Origin of the sequence: Pedobacter sp. WC2423 (genome assembly GCF_040822065.1) — a bacterium.
GTDB lineage: Bacteria > Bacteroidota > Bacteroidia > Sphingobacteriales > Sphingobacteriaceae > Pedobacter.
The window spans coordinates 3,961,650-3,979,075 of sequence record NZ_CP162005.1 but is presented as its reverse complement, the minus strand read 5'-3'; the positions used below and the strand labels follow the sequence as shown (position 1 = coordinate 3,979,075).

At 39.5% G+C, this 17,426-nt stretch carries 19 protein-coding genes; 13 read left to right on the top strand and 6 right to left on the bottom strand.

Translation table 11 applies throughout. The annotated features are described in order from the left end of the window. The first annotated feature begins 60 nt into the window (after nucleotides 1-60). Together AB3G38_RS16515 and AB3G38_RS16510 are read left to right on the top strand one after the other, a co-directional pair. Nucleotides 61-441: a phage holin family protein gene (locus AB3G38_RS16515; RefSeq protein WP_367864942.1), complete on the top strand. Its 381-nt coding sequence runs from the start codon at nucleotides 61-63 to the stop codon at nucleotides 439-441. Next, the gene (locus tag AB3G38_RS16510) at nucleotides 425-865 is read left to right on the top strand and encodes a hypothetical protein (RefSeq protein ID WP_367864941.1); all 441 of its coding nucleotides are present in this window, start codon (nucleotides 425-427) and stop codon (nucleotides 863-865) included. Before AB3G38_RS16515 ends, AB3G38_RS16510 begins: the two co-directional genes overlap by 17 nt. A gap of 1,202 nt (nucleotides 866-2,067) precedes the next feature. Here the strand turns inward: AB3G38_RS16510 and AB3G38_RS16505 are convergent. After that, complete coding sequence (locus AB3G38_RS16505) at nucleotides 2,068-3,111, bottom strand: serine hydrolase domain-containing protein (RefSeq protein WP_367864940.1); 1,044 nt, start codon at nucleotides 3,109-3,111, stop codon at nucleotides 2,068-2,070. 60 nt (nucleotides 3,112-3,171) lie between these two features. On the opposite strand from AB3G38_RS16505, the gene AB3G38_RS16500 reads away from it, so the two are divergent. Beyond that, on the top strand, nucleotides 3,172-4,245 hold the full coding sequence (locus AB3G38_RS16500) for a serine hydrolase domain-containing protein (protein WP_367864939.1): 1,074 nt from the start codon (nucleotides 3,172-3,174) through the stop codon (nucleotides 4,243-4,245). Between the two features lie 73 nt (nucleotides 4,246-4,318). Here AB3G38_RS16500 and aspS read toward each other — a convergent pair whose 3' ends face one another. Beyond that, nucleotides 4,319-6,064 carry an aspartate--tRNA ligase gene (gene aspS, locus AB3G38_RS16495; RefSeq protein ID WP_367864938.1) on the bottom strand — a complete coding sequence of 582 codons (1,746 nt, stop codon included), beginning with the start codon at nucleotides 6,062-6,064 and terminating at the stop codon, nucleotides 4,319-4,321. 148 nt (nucleotides 6,065-6,212) lie between these two features. Between aspS and AB3G38_RS16490 the strand changes: the two genes are divergently transcribed. The 5 genes from AB3G38_RS16490 to AB3G38_RS16470 all read left to right on the top strand — a co-directional run bounded on the left by AB3G38_RS16490 (nucleotide 6,213) and on the right by AB3G38_RS16470 (nucleotide 10,552). Further along, complete coding sequence (locus AB3G38_RS16490) at nucleotides 6,213-6,770, top strand: RNA polymerase sigma factor (RefSeq protein ID WP_367864937.1); 558 nt, start codon at nucleotides 6,213-6,215, stop codon at nucleotides 6,768-6,770. Next, nucleotides 6,760-7,302: a hypothetical protein gene (locus tag AB3G38_RS16485; protein WP_367864936.1), complete on the top strand. Its 543-nt coding sequence runs from the start codon at nucleotides 6,760-6,762 to the stop codon at nucleotides 7,300-7,302. The genes AB3G38_RS16490 and AB3G38_RS16485 overlap by 11 nt, the downstream gene beginning before the upstream one ends. Further along, complete coding sequence (locus AB3G38_RS16480) at nucleotides 7,299-8,591, top strand: hypothetical protein (protein WP_367864935.1); 1,293 nt, start codon at nucleotides 7,299-7,301, stop codon at nucleotides 8,589-8,591. Before AB3G38_RS16485 ends, AB3G38_RS16480 begins: the two co-directional genes overlap by 4 nt. 78 nt (nucleotides 8,592-8,669) lie before the next feature. Next, nucleotides 8,670-9,452, top strand: coding sequence for a TerC family protein (locus tag AB3G38_RS16475; RefSeq protein WP_183869191.1), 783 nt, complete (start codon nucleotides 8,670-8,672; stop codon nucleotides 9,450-9,452). 44 nt (nucleotides 9,453-9,496) lie between these two features. Beyond that, nucleotides 9,497-10,552 carry a nucleoid-associated protein gene (locus AB3G38_RS16470; protein WP_367864934.1) on the top strand — a complete coding sequence of 352 codons (1,056 nt, stop codon included), beginning with the start codon at nucleotides 9,497-9,499 and terminating at the stop codon, nucleotides 10,550-10,552. A 3-nt stretch (nucleotides 10,553-10,555) separates the two neighbouring features. Here the strand turns inward: AB3G38_RS16470 and AB3G38_RS16465 are convergent, their stop codons facing one another. Further along, a complete protein-coding gene (locus tag AB3G38_RS16465; RefSeq protein WP_367864933.1) occupies nucleotides 10,556-11,467 on the bottom strand; it encodes a bestrophin family protein in 912 nt (303 codons plus the stop codon). 83 nt (nucleotides 11,468-11,550) lie between these two features. Then, on the bottom strand, nucleotides 11,551-12,738 hold the full coding sequence (locus tag AB3G38_RS16460; RefSeq protein WP_367864932.1) for a class I SAM-dependent rRNA methyltransferase: 1,188 nt from the start codon (nucleotides 12,736-12,738) through the stop codon (nucleotides 11,551-11,553). Between the two features lie 90 nt (nucleotides 12,739-12,828). Between AB3G38_RS16460 and AB3G38_RS16455 the strand changes: the two genes are divergently transcribed. The 3 genes from AB3G38_RS16455 to AB3G38_RS16445 all read left to right on the top strand — a co-directional run bounded on the left by AB3G38_RS16455 (nucleotide 12,829) and on the right by AB3G38_RS16445 (nucleotide 14,329). Continuing rightward, nucleotides 12,829-13,164, top strand: a complete 336-nt coding sequence (locus AB3G38_RS16455; RefSeq protein ID WP_367864931.1) for a tRNA-binding protein — start codon at nucleotides 12,829-12,831, stop codon at nucleotides 13,162-13,164. Between the two features lie 5 nt (nucleotides 13,165-13,169). After that, complete coding sequence (locus AB3G38_RS16450) at nucleotides 13,170-13,643, top strand: nucleoside deaminase (RefSeq protein ID WP_367864930.1); 474 nt, start codon at nucleotides 13,170-13,172, stop codon at nucleotides 13,641-13,643. Nucleotides 13,644-13,723: 80 nt separating this feature from the next. Further along, on the top strand, nucleotides 13,724-14,329 hold the full coding sequence (locus AB3G38_RS16445; protein WP_367864929.1) for a superoxide dismutase: 606 nt from the start codon (nucleotides 13,724-13,726) through the stop codon (nucleotides 14,327-14,329). 61 nt (nucleotides 14,330-14,390) lie between these two features. Here AB3G38_RS16445 and AB3G38_RS16440 read toward each other — a convergent pair whose 3' ends face one another. Then, nucleotides 14,391-15,323 (bottom strand): hydrogen peroxide-inducible genes activator, encoded by a 933-nt coding sequence (locus tag AB3G38_RS16440; protein ID WP_367864928.1) that lies wholly within the window; start codon nucleotides 15,321-15,323, stop codon nucleotides 14,391-14,393. A 67-nt stretch (nucleotides 15,324-15,390) separates the two neighbouring features. Then, nucleotides 15,391-16,320, bottom strand: a complete 930-nt coding sequence (locus AB3G38_RS16435; protein WP_367864927.1) for a GDP-L-fucose synthase family protein — start codon at nucleotides 16,318-16,320, stop codon at nucleotides 15,391-15,393. A gap of 117 nt (nucleotides 16,321-16,437) precedes the next feature. Between AB3G38_RS16435 and trmB the strand changes: the two genes are divergently transcribed. Together trmB and AB3G38_RS16425 are read left to right on the top strand one after the other, a co-directional pair. Continuing rightward, nucleotides 16,438-17,088, top strand: a complete 651-nt coding sequence (gene trmB, locus AB3G38_RS16430; protein WP_367864926.1) for a tRNA (guanosine(46)-N7)-methyltransferase TrmB — start codon at nucleotides 16,438-16,440, stop codon at nucleotides 17,086-17,088. Next, nucleotides 17,088-17,414 carry an MGMT family protein gene (locus AB3G38_RS16425; RefSeq protein ID WP_367864925.1) on the top strand — a complete coding sequence of 109 codons (327 nt, stop codon included), beginning with the start codon at nucleotides 17,088-17,090 and terminating at the stop codon, nucleotides 17,412-17,414. The genes trmB and AB3G38_RS16425 overlap by 1 nt, the downstream gene beginning before the upstream one ends. Nucleotides 17,415-17,426 lie beyond the last annotated feature (12 nt).

Genomic DNA, 17,426 nt, shown 5'->3' with positions numbered 1-17,426 from the left:
TGAGTTATTATCAGTAGTTCTGCGAATTTATGATCAGAACAAGCTAAAGTTTAATTACCAATGGAGGAGAAGAAAGAAAAGAATATTGAGGAGCTGTTTTCGGAGGCTAAAACCTACATAGATACCCGGATAGAATACGCACGGCTAGTACTAATTAAAAGGTCTGCTAAAGTATTTGCTGACTTGATTACTAATGCTATTGTGGGTATTTGCTTTGTGCTGGCCTTTATTTTAGGAACAGTTACGCTTGCACTCTTCTTATCTACACTTTTTGCCAGTTATACGGCTGGTTTTGGTTGTGTTGCAGTGCTTTATTTGCTTTTAGCGATTATAGTGTATGTAACTAAAGAGAAATTCATTGAGAAGGCTATTGTCAACTTCACGATCAGAAAATATTTTAAAAAACTACAGGAGGACGAGGAAGATGAGCAAAAAGTATGAAATTAATAACCTGCAAGATCTGAACGTCAGACTGATTAGTCTTAAAGTTGATTATAAGATGCAGGAGGAGGTCATTAAGGATGATGTGAAGATTTATCTGAAACAGTTTACTTTTGGTAGCCTGATTAAGAAATATGCAACGCCATCTGCATTTTTAAAGGTTGATGATAAGCTGAATATCAGTAGCAAACTGATGTCTATGGCATTGCCTATCCTGATGAATAGTACACTGTTTAAGGGCTCAGGTTTTATTACGAAGGCATTGGTAGGGTTAGCGACAAGTAAGGTCGGTAAAACGCTGGATGCGGAACATATTTCTGCGATATTTAATACGGTAAAGGGTTTGTTCACGGGAAAAAAGAAAAAGGAAAAAGCACAGGGGTTCGTGGATTATGGGATTCCACCCGATAGTGAGTCCTTTTAAATAAAGTTATCGTACGGCTAAAAAAAACAAGGCTGTATGGTTTGCGAACTACGCCCATCTGAAGAGATGGCCAATGTTCGTAAACCATACAGCCTTGTTTTTTTTAGAGGCCTGATTTTTATGTAATGCGGTTTTGGGGGAAGGAGTACAGGTTGGGAGGTGAAGCAGAATGGCGAAGCACTGAGGAGAAATAAGCGATCAAGTCATAAACTTGTGGAGCAGGCTCTTTTTTAAGCATAAATTTTGACACGCTAACAGAAAGTCTTTGCTGTCGCGGATGCTCTTATGCCGCTGGAAGTTGCGCTGAAAGCTTTCAATTTGCGTGGGAATGACTCGGCCGAAACAAGGCCGGGCTGTTCGTAAATAAATTCAAAATAGCTAAATAATAAATCTATATCGCCCGGGTACTGCCCGAGTACTGCCTGAGTACTCGTTAGGGTAAGAGCAGTGCTAAAGTAACGCGAGAGCATGGCAAGTCTAAGTCAAAACAACTAGTTGAAATAACTTAGACTTGCCATAGTTACAGCCCGTTTACAACCTGGTGTCATCCCGACCTCTATTCAGGCACAACTCAATCATAACCGGATGAAGATTAATGAAATTATAATTTCCCCTTTGACTAACCCATGGACAACTGCGGACAATTGCAGACAGCTGCGGACAATTACGGCCATTTTTTACGCATCAGGATAATCTTTAACGCGAATAGCTTACATTGGTGGAAAGGCATTTATTTATTATGGGAAGTTTAACGGGTAAATTTTCAGAGGGAATCCTTAACGATTTCATTTTTAAAGCAACAGTTTGGCGTACCGGTTGTTTCAAAAGTTCTGTACCGGGCAAAAGGAAACAAGCAATGGAAACCCAAAGGCATCAGAGAACTTTCGTCAAAGTAGCCAGCCTGGAAAAAACAAGATCTTTCCTCCCCTTAAGAATTCCGCTGAAGCGTTGGCCGATCTCTTATCAAAGTAATCAGGAGCGTTTAATAATGATAAATTGAACTATAAAATCAGGAAGTAATCAGCTTAGTAAAGAATCGTAACCAGCTGGTTTTGCTTTCCCTGTTCTGCCGGATGCTGACCGGGGAATATTAAAGAAATTTGCGATACATTATATTCCAGGGAATATATGAGCCTAAAGAATTTGCAGCATTAGTTGAGTTGATTAATAGCCGTCTTAAAAAGGTACAAATTCAATAAGTTTTAATGGTGAAGCAGGGTTTCTTTCAGGATCTTTAGGGCTTGTAATTGATAGCTGAAGGTTTTGGAGAGGTCGTTTAAGTCCCATGCAGTATTTTGCAGCATGATGATGCTGGTTTTTGTTTGTGGGAAATAATAATCCATAGAGACAAAACCGGGAATATAGCCTGTCTGACCTGTTTGCAGCAGATTGTCGGTATTGGTAATGGTAGGGCCGTAACCGTAATCTGTTTTCCCCAGGAATACATGTTGTCTGGTCGCATAAGGAGTGATCATGAGTTTATAGGTTGCTGCATCAAGAAGCTTTCCTGAGTGTAGAGCGCTGTTCCAAAGGACTAAATCCCTGGCAGTAGAAATAAAGGTCGCAGCGGGCGTAAACTCTTCGAGAGCTGATTTTTCAAGGTGTAGTTTCCCGTCTTCTTTTTCGACATAACCGTTGACAAGTCTTTGGTGTTTTTTTAGGTTGGGATCAAAGGTGTTTTTCATCCCGCAAAGAATAAATAATTCATTTGATAATTCCGGAAAGGTCTTTCCGGAGGTTTTTGCTGCAATCTTTCCCAGTAGCTGATAGCCAATAGTGGAATAGTTAAATTTTGAGCCTGCGGGATAGGCCAGTGGCTCGTCCAGCGCAGTGATTCCATGGGTATGCGTAAGTAATTGGTGGATAGTTACGGTGTCTGCCCATGACATCGTTAATTCGGGCAGGTATTTCTTTATGGGGTCCTGAAGGTTTAGCCTGTGTTTATCCAGTTCTCTTAAGACCAGTACGGCAGTGATTTGTTTGCTGACAGAGCCGATCACAAATTGATCGGTTTCATTGAAAGGAGTTTTCTTTCCCGGTACAGGAGATCCGTTCTGCCGTTCGTATGCTAATTTGCCATCTATAGCAATGATAATTGTGCCATTGAATGGTTTGTCGCTTTTAATCTTTAGTAAGGAATCAATGCGTGGAAAGGCCTTTTTCAGAAATTGTGCTTGTCCGAAGACGGAAACAGTTTGAAGGGTTAACGCCAGCAGGAAGGAGTAACTCAGTTTTGGAAAAAACATGGAAGAAGATTAGAAATGAAATCGATTTAAGATAAAGGTAATATTATCTAACTTAGAAGAATGAAGAAAGTTATGATGCATTGTGCTTTATTTCTGGTGTTCAGCCTGAGTGCTGCTGCACAATCTGTTAAAATCAATGCGGATTCACTTTTACTTCAAATGACGAGCGCAGTTGAGCAGGGACATTATCCGAAGATTCATAGTATTTCAGTCTTTAAAGGGGATAGGCCAGTTTATGAGCATTTTTTTAATGGTTTTAACCGGGATTCTTTGCATGATTCCCGGTCATCTTTTAAGTCGTTTACAAGTTTACTGGTCGGTATAGCGATTGATCGTGGACTGATTAAAGGTGTTAATCAAAAGGTTTATGAGTTTTTTCCGCAGTATCCGGCCTTTGGAAGGGATAGGCTCAAAAAGGAAATGACCATTAAGAACCTGCTTGAAATGAAGTCGGGGTTTGATTGTGAGGAATTTAATGATACTAAGGATTGTGAAGAAGAGATGAGTTTGAGTAAGGATTGGGTGAAGTTTTCTCTGGATTTACCGATGAAATATAAGCCTGGTGAAGTTTGGTCTTACACATCAGTAGATCCTATGGTTCTGAGTGGTGTGATCAGCAAAGCTTCAGGGATGACGATTATGGAGTTTGCAGGGAAATACTTATTTAACCCGCTGGGTATTGTGGATTATAAATGGACAGTTGATCCCGCTGGAAATGGTATGGCTGCCGGGTCGTTTTATATTCATCCTTCGGATATGGTTAAGTTGGGGCAATTGGTGAAGAATAACGGGGTTTGGAAGGGGAAAAAGGTAATTTCTAAACGCTGGATCAGCCAGTCTACGCTTTGTGATATTCCTATTCCTGATTTTTCCAATGCGAAATCCAGCAGAAGTCAGCTGCTTATCCCTCAGCCCACTTTTTATGGGTTTTACTGGTATCGTGAAGTGCTGAAAACAAACAATATACAGCAGGATTTACTTTTTGCTTCAGGAAATGGGGGGCAGTTCATTTTTATACTCAAAGATTTAGACTTAACGGTGGTGTTTACACAGGGGAATTATAAATCTTTTAAGGGTAAGCAGGCTTTTGAGATCCTGGCTAAATATATTGTGCCGGGCTTCTCTGGTAAATAATAAAAACACAAAAGCCTTCCAGTTTGCACTGAGAGGCTTTTGTGGAAAGCAGGAACAGATCCTGAACGTTTCCTTATAAGTTGGTCTTGATTTTTAATTCTTTCAACTGTTTCTCATCGATTGTTGATGGGCTGTCAATCATCACGTCTCTTCCTGAATTGTTTTTAGGGAAGGCGATCACGTCACGGATACTGTCTAAGCCCGCGAAAATTGAACAAAGTCTGTCGAAACCAAAAGCAATACCACCGTGCGGAGGAGCACCGAATTCAAAAGCGTCCATCAGGAAACCGAATTGTTTCTGTGCTTCTTCTGCAGTAAAGCCTAAATGTTTGAACATTAAAGCTTGTAAAGTACGGTCATGGATACGAATAGATCCACCACCGATTTCAGTACCGTTAACGACCATGTCATAAGCATTCGCTCTTACTTCGCCCGGATGAGTATCCAGCATCGCGATGTCTTCTGGTTTAGGAGAAGTAAAAGGGTGGTGCATTGCATGGTAACGTTCAGATTCTTCATCCCATTCTAAAAGCGGGAAATCAAGTACCCATAATGCACTGAATACGTTTTTATCACGTAAACCTAGTCTGGAACCGATCTCAAGACGTAACTCACTTAATTGTTTACGTACTTTATCTTGAGTTCCGGCCATTACTAGCATTAAGTCGCCAGGTTTCGTCTGAAGCGCCTCAGCCCATCCTTTCAAGTCTTCTTCGCTATAGAATTTATCAACCGAAGATTTGATTGAACCATCTTCACCATGTCTTGCATAAATCAGGCCTGTAGCACCGATCTGAGGACGTTTAATGAAGTCAGTCAGCTCATCCATCTGCTTACGCGTATAATGCGCACAGCCTGTTGCATTAATTCCGATCACTAATTCTGCATTGTCGAATACAGGGAAGTTTTTCCCTTTAACCACTTCGTTTAATTCAACAAAGCGCATTTCGAAACGTGTATCAGGTTTATCAGAACCATACCAGCGCATGGCATCCGAGTATTGCATTCTTGGAACCTCTGGTAATTCAAAGTTTTTAACCTCTTTAAATAAGGTACGGATCAGTCCTTCGAAAGTATTCAGAATATCTTCCTGCTCAATAAAGGACATTTCACAGTCGATCTGAGTAAATTCAGGTTGTCTGTCTGCACGTAAATCTTCATCTCTGAAACATTTTACGATCTGGAAATATCTGTCAAAGCCAGAAACCATCAGCAATTGCTTAAAGGTTTGAGGGGATTGTGGCAAAGCATAAAATTCACCAGCATTCATCCGGCTGGGTACTACAAAGTCCCTTGCACCTTCAGGTGTTGATTTAATCAATACAGGAGTTTCTACCTCGATAAAATCTAAAGCATCCAGATATTTTCTTACAGACTGAGCCATTCTATGACGCAGCACCATATTATTTCTTACCGGATTTCTTCTCAGGTCCAGGTAACGATATTTCATACGCAAATCATCGCCGCCGTCTGTTTCATCATCAATTAAGAATGGTGGAATCTTCGAAGCATTCAATATTTCAAGAGCAGTGATTTTTATTTCCACTTCTCCCGTTGGTATTTTAAGGTTTTTATTGGAACGCTCAACAACAAGTCCACTGGCCTTGATCACAAATTCGCGACCTAAACTGCGGGCTGTTTCACAGAGCTGAGTGTTATCATCCATATTAAAAACCAATTGGGTGATGCCGTAACGATCACGGATATCAATAAAAGTCATTCCTCCCAAGTCTCTGGATTTCTGTACCCAACCGCACAGAATTACGCTTTCGCCTAGATTCTCAATCGTCAGCGCTCCGCAAGTTGTTGTTCTTAACATTTTTTCATCGGATTAAGCCGCAAAAATATTCATTTTGAGCCATATATTACAAAAGGTTATTGATTTAACGAAGTATATTCAAAAGTTTTTTAATGAAGATGCAACGTTTGTGAAATCATGATGTCATTTATAACGAATACGAGGAACATTGGAAGCAGTATACATAGACAAAAATATAGACCTGGTTAACGCTTGCCGGAAAGGTAGCCGGGCCGCACAATTTGAATTATACAAATTGTATGAGAGAGCTATGTACAGTGCTGCGCTGCGGATAGTAAATCATGAAGCTGAAGCTGAAGATGTTGTACAGGAAGCATTTTTAGATGCTTTTCTACGGATTGGCGATTTCAGAGGGGATACGACTTTTGGCCTCTGGTTAAAACAGATCATCGTCAATAAGTCTATTAACTGTCTGCGCAAAAGACGAGTGGAGTTCACAAACCTCGATGGCGTGGAGATTGCAGCAGAGGAATCGGCAGATCAGGAAGAGCTGCAATGGAAAGTAGAAGAGGTGAAAGCGGCAGTAAAAGGACTGGCAGATGGATATAGAGTGGTACTAACGCTGTATTTATTTGAGGGGTATGATCATGAGGAGATTTCCCATATCCTGAAGATATCTGAGGTTACTTCCCGGTCACAATTCATGAGAGCAAAAACCAAATTGAGAAATATATTAGAAAAGAGAGGAGCAAGAGATGAGTACTAAATTAGAAGATTTTATCAGAGACAATAAGAGGGAGTTCGATACCGACAGACCTTCTGGTGGACTCTGGGGTAAAATTGAAGCGGAACTGGATAAACAAGAAAAACAGAAAAAAAAACTTAAAAGGTCTTTTAACCTTCAGCTGTGGTCTGGAATTGCTGCATCACTGCTCGTGGTGCTGGGTATCACCTTTCTGTATGTAATTCCCGGGAAAAGAGGAAAGATCAGTGTGGAAGATGTAAATCCGGTATATGCACAGAAGCAAGTGAAGTTTGTCAGTATAATTGAGCAGAAACAGGATAGTTTACAGGCTTTTGCAAAAACAAACCCTGAACTCTACCGCAAGTTTAAAGCGGATTTTGAAGTCCTTAATAAAACTTATGAGGGATTAAACAAAGAGATGGCAGGAAGCCCAAATCAGCAAATGGTAGTTAAGGCAATGGTCAGAAACCTTGAAATTCAGATCCAGCTGTTAAATCAGCAATTGTCAATTATTAATGAAGTCAGTCAATATAAAAAGGAGAATAGTATATGAAAAATCTGATCCTTGCAGGTACTCTGCTATGTTCATTGAGTATAGCCAGTGCACAGACCGAAACAGACAATAAAGTTAGCAGTGAACCTGTTTATGCGGCAAACTCGGGCAGTTCGTCTTCTTCCAGCCGCTCGTCGCATATGAGCCGCGGAGTTCAGCAAAATACAGATATGCAAAGCGGGGATGATGACGCTATGCGTTCAAAGAACTTCAGTAAGAGTTTTTCTTTAAGTGCATCAGATAAAATAAATCTTCACAATCAATATGGAGGAATGGTCATTAAAATCTGGGACAAAAAGGAGGTCAAAATAGATGTATCGATCAAAGCATTTAGTAATGACGACAGGGAAGCTCAAAAATTAATTGATCAGGTTAATATTTCGGCAGATAAGGACGGTGATATGATAACCTGTAAAACCAGTATAGGTAATGGAAGCAGATTTTCGGGACGTAACCGCCGCAGAGAAGTAAAGGTGAATTATGTTGTTTATATGCCAGCTGCAAATTCACTGACTTTAACACAGGAATTTGGTAATGTCACTATGGAAGATTTTGCCGGCCCGCTTTATGCAAAGGTGCAGTATGGTGATTTTATCGCCGGAAAACTATCCAATGTCAATAATTATGTTTCTGTTCAATATGGTAAAACGGTAATTTCAGATATCAATAAAGCTGTTGTTAAACAGCAATATGGATCAGGCCTGACAATTGGAGCAGCCGGAACACTGGATCTGAATGCACAATATGTAACTGTTAATATCAATACCATCAGAGGGGATGCGGTTATCAGGCAGCAATACGGTTCGGGAATCAGCATTACCAATGTCAATAATCTTGATCTTGATATTCAATATGCAAATGTGAGGGTTGAGAATATCAAGGGAAATGCGGTCATCAAACAGCAGTATAATAATATTAAAATAGGAACTGTTGGTAAGCTTGAACTAAAGTCACAGTATGCTAATGTAGAAATTGGTGCTTTAAGAGGCGATGGTTTGTTTAAGATGAGCTATAATAATTTTGATATTGCTGAAGTAGGTGCAGGATGCAGGAGCTTAACGATTGATGCGGATTATGTAGATTCAAAATTAAGATTCTCTGATAGCTTTAACGGTGATTTTAATGTACAAACAAGTTATAGCGGATTTAAATCCGGAGATCGGGTAGCTGTACGTCAGTCAGGGTCACAGGATGATGATAATTCGAAAAATTATACGGGTAAAATTGGAAGCGGGGGCAGATCATCAGTCCGGATAAAATCGGATTATGGATCAGTTACTTTCAGATAAAAAAATAAACTAATTGTTGTGAAGCTTGTTGATTAATTCAACAAGCTTTTTTTAGCTTTACAGCAAAACGTTTAATATATGGAATTCTTTAGTACGCCCGAAGCCTGGATCTCGCTGTTAACCCTGACTATTTTAGAAATTGTACTGGGTATTGATAATATTGTGTTCATCTCGATTCTTTCTGGGAAATTGCCCGCACATCAGCAAAAAAAAGGCAGACAACTGGGACTCGGACTGGCTATGATAACCCGTGTATTATTGCTTTTATCATTAAGCTGGGTAATGAGCCTGACCGCCACTTTATTTAACGTAGGGGAATGGATCAGCCTGGATAATAAAGAATGGCTGGAGAAACTGGCTATTTCAGGACGCGATTTGATTCTGATCGTCGGGGGAATGTTCTTAATCTATAAAAGTACGCATGAAATTCACCTGAAATTAGAAGGTGAAGAGGAGGAAGAAGGAAAAGTTAAAGTCCATTCTTTTGCTGGTGTAATTGCACAGATTCTCGTGCTGGACATTGTTTTTTCCCTGGATTCTGTAATTACAGCTATCGGGATGGCTGACCATGTTGAAATTATGATTGCGGCGGTAATTATAGCGGTAATTATTATGATGGTGTCTGCAAATGCAATCAGTGATTTTGTGAATAATCACCCTACAGTGAAAATGCTTGCACTTTCTTTCCTGTTATTAATCGGTGTTTCTTTATTGGCAGAAGGGCTTGATCAGCATATTCCTAAAGGATATATCTATTTCGCAATGGCATTCTCTGTATTGGTGGAAATGCTGAACCTGAGAATGAAGAAGAAATCTACCAAACCTGTGGAGCTTAGAAATACCGCAAAAGAAGAAAAATAAAGTATTTTTGCGATCCGTTAACTAAGCTAAAAATTACAGCGTATATGATTTATTTTCCAGAAGCATCTCTGTCAGAGCTTTCTATACATAGAATTGGCAATAAAGCACAAGATGAGTTCTATGTGCTGTCTGAAGCCTCGATGCAAATTCAGGATGAGCATTTGAAGAATGTGCTGATCCAGTATTTTTTAAGTCCTTATGAAAAAACAAATGAGATCTTTCGTTTCTTTCATCCGAATGATGATTTAAACCTGAATGAAGTTTATCATTTTGTTGAACAGGTATTTGAAGATGGAACACACTTTCATAAAAACAGTGAGCAACTGGCAAAATATCTGTATGATACCTCTAATCATCCTAAAATTAAGGCTGGTGAGCTATATGTGGCTTATTTTGAGAATGTACAGATTGAAGGAGAGCTGCATGATGCGATTGGCATTTTTAAATCAGAAACCAAAGAGACTTATTTAAAAGTTTCTCCTGAACAGGCGGGCTTTGCACTGAGTTATGAAGAAGATGCGATCAATATCAATAAGCTGGATAAGGGCTGCATTATTTTTAATACGGAAAAAGAAGAAGGCTATAAGGTTGCGGTTATCGATCAGACGAATAAAAGTAATGAAGCCGTTTACTGGAAAGATGAGTTTTTGAAGCTTAAGGTCAGAAATGATAATTACAATCAGACTAAGAATGTATTAGGCGTCTATAAAAGCTTTGTAACTGAAAAACTTGATCAGGAGTATGATGTCACCAAGGCGGATAAAATAGACCTGCTGAACCGCTCTATGAAGTATTTTAAAGAGAAAGAAAGCTTTGATATAGATGAGTTTTCTAACGAAGTTATCGGGAATAAGGAAGGAATCGAATCTTTCAAAAACTATAAAAAGAGTTATGAGGAAGAGTTTGAAACGCCTATAGCTGATAGTTTTGATATCTCAGGTGCTGCGGTTAAAAAACAAGCTAAAGCTTTTAAAAGTGTGCTTAAACTGGATAAAAACTTCCATATCTATATCCATGGAAATAAAGAGCTCATCGAAAAGGGTTTCGATGATGATAAATCCATGAATTACTACAAAGTTTATTTTAAAGAAGAAGAATAAGATTTACAAAATATATTCATCATTAATGGGCTTGACTGGCGCAGGAATCTTTTCTGCGCCAATCATCTCCAGCAAGTTAATCTCTATGGTTCTTGTAATCTGGTTCAGAGGTACTGAGGAAGAGTTGTTTTCGAAAGGATCGATCAGGCTCATTCCGTTGATCTGCGTAGATACAAAAACAAAACCAACCAGCCAGCCAATAAAAATGGCCCATACGCCTGCTTCATGACTAATCACCAGGGTCAGCGAAACTACAAATAACCAGATAAAGACTTTCGTGAAATAATTATAAGTAGTCGGGAAAACGGTATTTTTAATCCGTTCGGCTCTCCCCATGTGATCGGAAAAATTAACCAGGAGCTTGTTCAGCTCCATAAAACGAAAGCCATCAATCAGCCCATCTTTACTCAATTGCTGCAGATCTCTGGATTGCAAGGTTAAAATGGCATTGTGTACGTTACTGTGGAGATTGATTTCTTTCAGATCTGCCTCATCCAGGTATTGCTGATAATTTTCATCAACTGCATCTCTGAGTTTGGCTTTAAGGGCATAAAGGAAACCAATATGGCGGCGGACCATTCTATCTGTTAAGGCTTTAAATTCCTGATTGCTAATCTCATTCTGTGAAATATAGGTGATTACACTTCTGGCCCATGATCTGGAATCATTGACCAAAGCGCCCCATATTTTACGGGCTTCCCACCACCGGTCGTAGGCCTGGTTATTATTAAATCCAATAAAAAAAGCTATCGCGGTACCTAAAACGGTAGGAATAATAGATGGGACCACAAAGTTATGTTTAATCAGGAACGCTCTGGTTAGATACGCCCCTGTGCAGGAAAAGATCATGATGAGGTCTATTTGCCAGGTATTCCTCAGAATACGGCTTAACCGGATATTTTTTACTATTAGCATTCGGGAAATTTGCGTTTTGTCTAATCTACAAACAAAACGCAAATTTGTTTGCTACCCCTATGAATAAAATGCTTTTATTTCTATTACAATACCCTCAATAATAAACCTTTAAGATATTCTCCTTCTGGAAACGAAATTCTTACCGGGTGATCTTCTGGTTGATGAAATTGTTTGATGATTTGTACTTCTCTGCCAGCATCCAATGCTGCCCAGGCAATAATCTGTTTGAAAGTTTCCAGATCAACAGCCCCTGAACAAGAGTAAGTAGCCAGGATACCGCCTTTTTTTAGCAATAGCATCCCTAATCTGTTTAAATCTTTATAAGCGCGTGCAGCTCTGTCTAAAGCGGATCTTGAAGGTGCATATTTTGGTGGATCAAGGACGATTACATCAAATAATTTTCCTTCTTCTTTAAAAACGCGGAGTTGTTTATTCACATCAGACTGTATGCTGGTTTGCTGATGTTCCATGAAGCCGTTTAAACCAAGATTATGTTTTAAGGTTTCCATAGCCAGCGCTGAGCTATCTACACTGGTTACATGTTTAGCCCCATGTTTTAAGCTATTTAAAGTGAATCCGCCACTGTAGCAGAAGCAATCCAGTACTTCTTTATCCCTGGTATAAGCAGCAAGGATTTCGCGGTTATCACGCTGATCGCAATAAAAACCAGATTTCTGTCCGTCTGCAATATTGATATGGTAGCAGACGCCATTTTCTTTAACCTCTATAAATTCCGGTGGGGTTTCTCCCCAAAGTAAACCTTGTGAAACTTCCAGGTTTTCATGCGTGCGTGCATTCGCATCACTTTTATCAAAGATCCCTACTGGGTTTAATTCAGCAATTAAGATTTCAATCAGTTCTGCTTTAACATTTTCCATTCCTGCGCTCAGGATTTGCAGAGAAAGGTAGTCAGCATATTTGTCAACAATCAGTCCAGGCAGGTAATCGGCCTCACTAAAAACCAGACGACAGGTATTTGTTTGCTGATCGCTCAGTAAGTGCGCGCGGGAAGCAATCGCATCTTTCAATCTCACTTCATACCAGGCTTTATCAATAATGTTGTCTTCTTCCCATTCCAATAAACGAACTGCTACGCGTGACTGGCCGTTATAATAGCCGTAAGCCAAGAAGGACTGGTCGGCTGCAAGAACCTTAATAACCTCTCCATTCAATGGATTACCTTTAACTTTATCTATAGCTCCTGAAAATACCCAGGGGTGTTTTTGGTGGACGGCTTTTTCTTTGCCTTTTTTAAGTACAACATCAATCATGTTACAAAGGTAACAAAAAGCAATAGTCAACATAGGGCATTATAAGCTGAAGATTCGTAATTTTATCGGTGTACAAATAAGAGAGCGAATATGGAACCTATTGACTGGAATGATTTTGAGAAGGTCGAATTAAGAGCAGGCACAATTTTAGAAGTCCTGGATTTCCCTGAAGCCAGAAAACCTGCTTATAAAGTTAAGGTGGATTTTGGCGAATACGGGCAGAAAATGAGCAGTGCGCAGATCACCGCTCACTATACTAAAGAAGAGTTGGTTGGCAAGCAGATTGTTGGTGTGGTTAATTTTCCTAAAAAGCAGATTGGCAAGTTTATGTCAGAGTTTCTGGTTACTGGATTTGCGGACGAAGAAGGAAGTATTGTATTGACAACGCTGCTGGGAAAAGTACCCAATGGCAGTAAATTGTGTTAAACTAAATGAGTTATTATAATTTTTCTGAAGAAAAGGATCTGTCACAAGAAGATGAACATTATATGGGGCTTGCTTTGCAGGAAGCACAAATAGCTTTTGATCAGGAGGAAATTCCGATCGGGGCGATAGTCGTTTGTAAGGGCAGGATTGTTGGACGCGGACATAACCTGACTGAGCAGTTAAATGATGTTACTGCGCATGCCGAGATGCAGGCATTTACGGCGGCGAGTTTAACATTGGGTGGTAAATATCTGAAGGATTGTACCCTCTATGTAACTGTGGAGCCTTGTGTAATGTGTGCTGGTGCCGCTTACTGGACGCAGATCAGCAGGATTGTTTATGGTGCTTCGGAAGAGAAGCGCGGATTTACGAGTAAAAATGCTAATTTGCTGCATCCAAAAACGATCACACAAAAAGGAGTGCTGGCACTGGAATGTGCGCAACTGATGAAGCGTTTCTTTGAAAACAAACGAGGGTAAATGACAAAATACTGAACAATACTTAACCTCGAATGTTATCTTTGTGGACCATTAATTTTTAAACTTAAATATACAATAATATGGCTTTTGAATTACCTGCGTTACCTTACGCAACAGATGCATTAGAACCGCATATCGATAAAACTACCATGGAAATTCACCATGATAAACATCACCAGGCTTATGTTACTAATTTAAATAAAGCTTTAGAAGGTAAACCTGAGGCTTCACAGAGCCTTGAAGAAATCGTTAAACACATTTCTAAGTTCCCGGCAGCTGTAAGAAACAATGGTGGTGGTCACTTTAACCACTCTTTGTTCTGGGAAGTTATGGGACACAATAAAGGTGGTGAGCCAACGGGTGAATTAGCTGAAGCAATCAAAGCTGCTTTCGGTTCTTTCGCTGATTTCAAAACTAAATTCGCTGAAGCTGGTGCTACACGTTTTGGTTCTGGATGGGCTTGGTTAAGCGTTGGTGCTGACCGTAAATTAGTTGTTTCTTCTACACCTAACCAGGATAATCCATTAATGGATGTTGCTGAAGTTAAAGGTACTCCAATTTTAGGAATGGATGTGTGGGAACATGCTTACTACTTAAAATATCAAAACAAACGTCCTGATTATATCGCTGCATTCTGGAATGTAGTAAACTGGGATGCAGTTGCTGAACGTTTCAAAAAAGCATAAGCTTTAAAGAAATATAAATATCAGATAAAAAAGGCATGACCGAGGTTATGCCTTTTTTATTTTAAATTCCTACAATATCTTTTTTCTTCTTTTGCTTCATTGCCTTTGGAATAACGGCTAAGATTTCTTCTTTAAGCGCGCTCAGCATCCTTTTCTTGATATAGTTTTTGTGTGTCACTAAACTGATCTCACGAACTGGTTCAGGAGATTTAAATGTTCTTACTTTACTGAGTTGTTTAGGGGTTAATTCTGCTAAAGCCAGCTCAGGCAATAAAGTAGCGCCATTATTCATGTCTACCATGCGGATCAATGTTTCCACACTTCCGGTATTATAAGTTAAGCCCTGTAAGCGGTTATCTTTGGTAAATCTGCAAATATTCAGCACCTGAGAACGCATACAGTGGCCTTCATTCAATAACCAGATATTTTCATCTTCCAGATCATTTGCATCAATGTTTTTCTTCTTGAAGAGTTTACTGTTTTTACTGATATAGGTCACGAAATTCTCGTAGTACATCGGGATTTCTGTAATGGAGTTATCACCAAGCGGGGTAGCTAATATTCCGCAATCCAGTACGCCTGTTTTAAGGTGATGAATGATATCTTCGGTGGTATATTCCCAGATTAATAGTTTTAATTCAGGGTATTTTTCCATCATGGAGGCAATGACCTGTGGCAATAGATAAGGAGCTACGGTAGGAATGATGCCTACTTTCAGTTCGCCAACAATATCCTGCTGCTGACTACTGATGATTTCTTTGATTTTTTGACTTTCCTGAAGAATCAGACGGGCCTGCTCAATAATTTGGGAGCCGATTTCTGTAGGAATAACAGGTTGTTTACTTCTGTCAAATATTTTAACATTTAACATTTCTTCCAGCTTCTGCACCTGCATACTCAGCGTTGGCTGGGTAACAAAGCACTTTTCGGCTGCGCCAACAAAGCTCCTGTACGTATCTACAGCTACAATATATTCTAGTTGAACTAAGGTCATATAGCTAAAGTTTATTTTCTTTTACAAATGTATAAACTTTAGTTATATGACGCTTAACTAAAATTGACTAAATATGTTTAGCCAGAAAATCCTGGTAAGCCAGGTGGATTCCTTGTTCCAGTTCAACCTGATGTTTCCATCCAAGGCTATGTAATTTCGATACATCCATTAATTTGCGGGGAGTACCATCTGGTTTAGTACTGTCAAAAGTAAGTGCACCTTCAAAGCCGGTTACTTTTTTGACCAGCAGTGCAAGGTCTTTTATGGTTAAGTCCTCTCCGGTACCAATATTGATCAGGTGGGGCTCATTATAATTCTGCATTAAGAAGTAACAGGCATTGGCCAGATCATCCGCAAATAAGAATTCGCGCATAGGTGAGCCTGATCCCCAGATTACCACTTCTGGTGTTCCGTTAACTTTAGCCTCATGAAACTTGCGGATTAATGCAGGTAGTACATGAGAATTCTGAGGATGGTAATTGTCATTGTAACCATATAAGTTAGTTGGCATGACAGAAATGAAATTACAATTGTACTGGGCGCGGTAAGCATCGCATAATTTGATACCTGCTATTTTAGCAATTGCATAAGGTTCATTTGTTTCTTCCAGCAAACCTGTGAGCAGGTATTCTTCTTTCAACGGCTGCGGAGCTAATTTTGGATAGATACAGCTTGAGCCCAGGAACATCAGTTTTTTGACGCCTGTTTCATAAGCCTGATGAATTACATTATTCTGGATTGATAAGTTCTCATACAGAAAATCAGCTCTGTAAGTATTGTTCGCGATAATACCACCTACTTTTGCAGCAGCAAGAAATACGTAATCTGGTTTTTCCTGTACAAAAAAATCTTTTACAGCCTGCTGATTACGCAGGTCTAACTCCGAAGAAGTCCGGGTAACCAGATTTGTATAACCCTCACTCAGCAATTTACGATGAATAGCTGATCCTACCATCCCACGATGGCCTGCGATATAAATTTTTGCGCTCTTTTCCAATTTGTTCTGAAGTAATGTTTACACAAAAATACGAATTACAGCCGAGCATAACCACGCATCTAAAATTAAACAGACGCTGAAAAGATTAAATTGTATTTTTGCATAAAAAAAACAATAGTGGGTAAAGATAAGTTAAGGAAATTTGCTGAAATTGATACCTTCCCGAATGTCTATCAGATGGAGGAAGGAATGGCGCTTCAGGGCAAATGGGCAGCGCAGCATTTTAAAAATGACAATCCGGTAGTACTGGAACTGGCTTGTGGTAAAGGAGAATATTCAGTTAATATGGCTAAGTTTTTCCCGGAGAAGAATTTTATAGGCATAGATTTAAAAGGAAACCGCATCTGGAGAGGCGCAAGGACCGGAGTAGATGAAGACATCAATAACCTGGCATTTTTAAGAATACAGATTGAGGATATTGCAGGGTATTTTGGTGAAAATGAAGTGGATGAGATCTGGATTACTTTTCCTGATCCGCAGCCACAAGACAGCAGAGAAAAGAAGAGATTAACTTTTCCGGGCTTTCTGAACAAGTATAAAGGCTTTTTAAAACCAGGTGGTAAGATTAATTTAAAAACAGACAATGACGGTTTGTATGCTTATACTGTTGAAAAAGTGGAAGAGTTAAAGCTGCCATGTTATAAAAAAACTGATCATTTATATACTTCAGAATTCTATGATGAGGTCTTAAAGATTAAAACGCATTATGAAAGAATCTATTTAAAACAAGATAAAAATATAAATTACATCCAATTCTCTCTTGACTAATGGAACAATCATTTTATGAGCAGGTTTATGAAGTAGTCAGGTTAATCCCAAAAGGGAGAGTAACCTCTTACGGCGCAATTGCGAAAGCGCTTGGAGCGGGAAAATCTTCCCGTTTGGTAGGCTACGCAATGAATAATGCTCATGATGCATTGCCTCCTGTACCAGCGCACCGCGTGGTCAATCATAAAGGATTACTGACCGGGAAATTTCATTTTGCTACTCCGGAGCTGATGCAGGAATTATTAGAAAATGAAGGATTGGTGATTGAGCAGGATAAAATAAAGGACTTTAAAACCCATTTTTGGGATCCGGCATTGGAGCTGTAATCAGTTAAGAAC

Excerpts from the sequence above, each read along its gene's own strand:
- AB3G38_RS16515 (WP_367864942.1), top strand. The coding sequence starts at position 61 with ATGGAGGAGAAGAAAGAAAAGAATATTGAGGAGCTGTTTTCGGAGGCT.
- AB3G38_RS16510 (WP_367864941.1), top strand. The coding sequence starts at position 425 with ATGAGCAAAAAGTATGAAATTAATAACCTGCAAGATCTGAACGTCAGA.
- AB3G38_RS16505 (WP_367864940.1), bottom strand. The coding sequence starts at position 3,111 with ATGTTTTTTCCAAAACTGAGTTACTCCTTCCTGCTGGCGTTAACCCTT.
- AB3G38_RS16500 (WP_367864939.1), top strand. The coding sequence starts at position 3,172 with ATGAAGAAAGTTATGATGCATTGTGCTTTATTTCTGGTGTTCAGCCTG.
- aspS (WP_367864938.1), bottom strand. The coding sequence starts at position 6,064 with ATGTTAAGAACAACAACTTGCGGAGCGCTGACGATTGAGAATCTAGGC.
- AB3G38_RS16485 (WP_367864936.1), top strand. The coding sequence starts at position 6,760 with ATGAGTACTAAATTAGAAGATTTTATCAGAGACAATAAGAGGGAGTTC.
- AB3G38_RS16480 (WP_367864935.1), top strand. The coding sequence starts at position 7,299 with ATGAAAAATCTGATCCTTGCAGGTACTCTGCTATGTTCATTGAGTATA.
- AB3G38_RS16475 (WP_183869191.1), top strand. The coding sequence starts at position 8,670 with ATGGAATTCTTTAGTACGCCCGAAGCCTGGATCTCGCTGTTAACCCTG.
- AB3G38_RS16470 (WP_367864934.1), top strand. The coding sequence starts at position 9,497 with ATGATTTATTTTCCAGAAGCATCTCTGTCAGAGCTTTCTATACATAGA.
- AB3G38_RS16465 (WP_367864933.1), bottom strand. The coding sequence starts at position 11,467 with ATGCTAATAGTAAAAAATATCCGGTTAAGCCGTATTCTGAGGAATACC.
- AB3G38_RS16460 (WP_367864932.1), bottom strand. The coding sequence starts at position 12,738 with ATGATTGATGTTGTACTTAAAAAAGGCAAAGAAAAAGCCGTCCACCAA.
- AB3G38_RS16455 (WP_367864931.1), top strand. The coding sequence starts at position 12,829 with ATGGAACCTATTGACTGGAATGATTTTGAGAAGGTCGAATTAAGAGCA.
- AB3G38_RS16450 (WP_367864930.1), top strand. The coding sequence starts at position 13,170 with ATGAGTTATTATAATTTTTCTGAAGAAAAGGATCTGTCACAAGAAGAT.
- AB3G38_RS16445 (WP_367864929.1), top strand. The coding sequence starts at position 13,724 with ATGGCTTTTGAATTACCTGCGTTACCTTACGCAACAGATGCATTAGAA.
- AB3G38_RS16440 (WP_367864928.1), bottom strand. The coding sequence starts at position 15,323 with ATGACCTTAGTTCAACTAGAATATATTGTAGCTGTAGATACGTACAGG.
- AB3G38_RS16425 (WP_367864925.1), top strand. The coding sequence starts at position 17,088 with ATGGAACAATCATTTTATGAGCAGGTTTATGAAGTAGTCAGGTTAATC.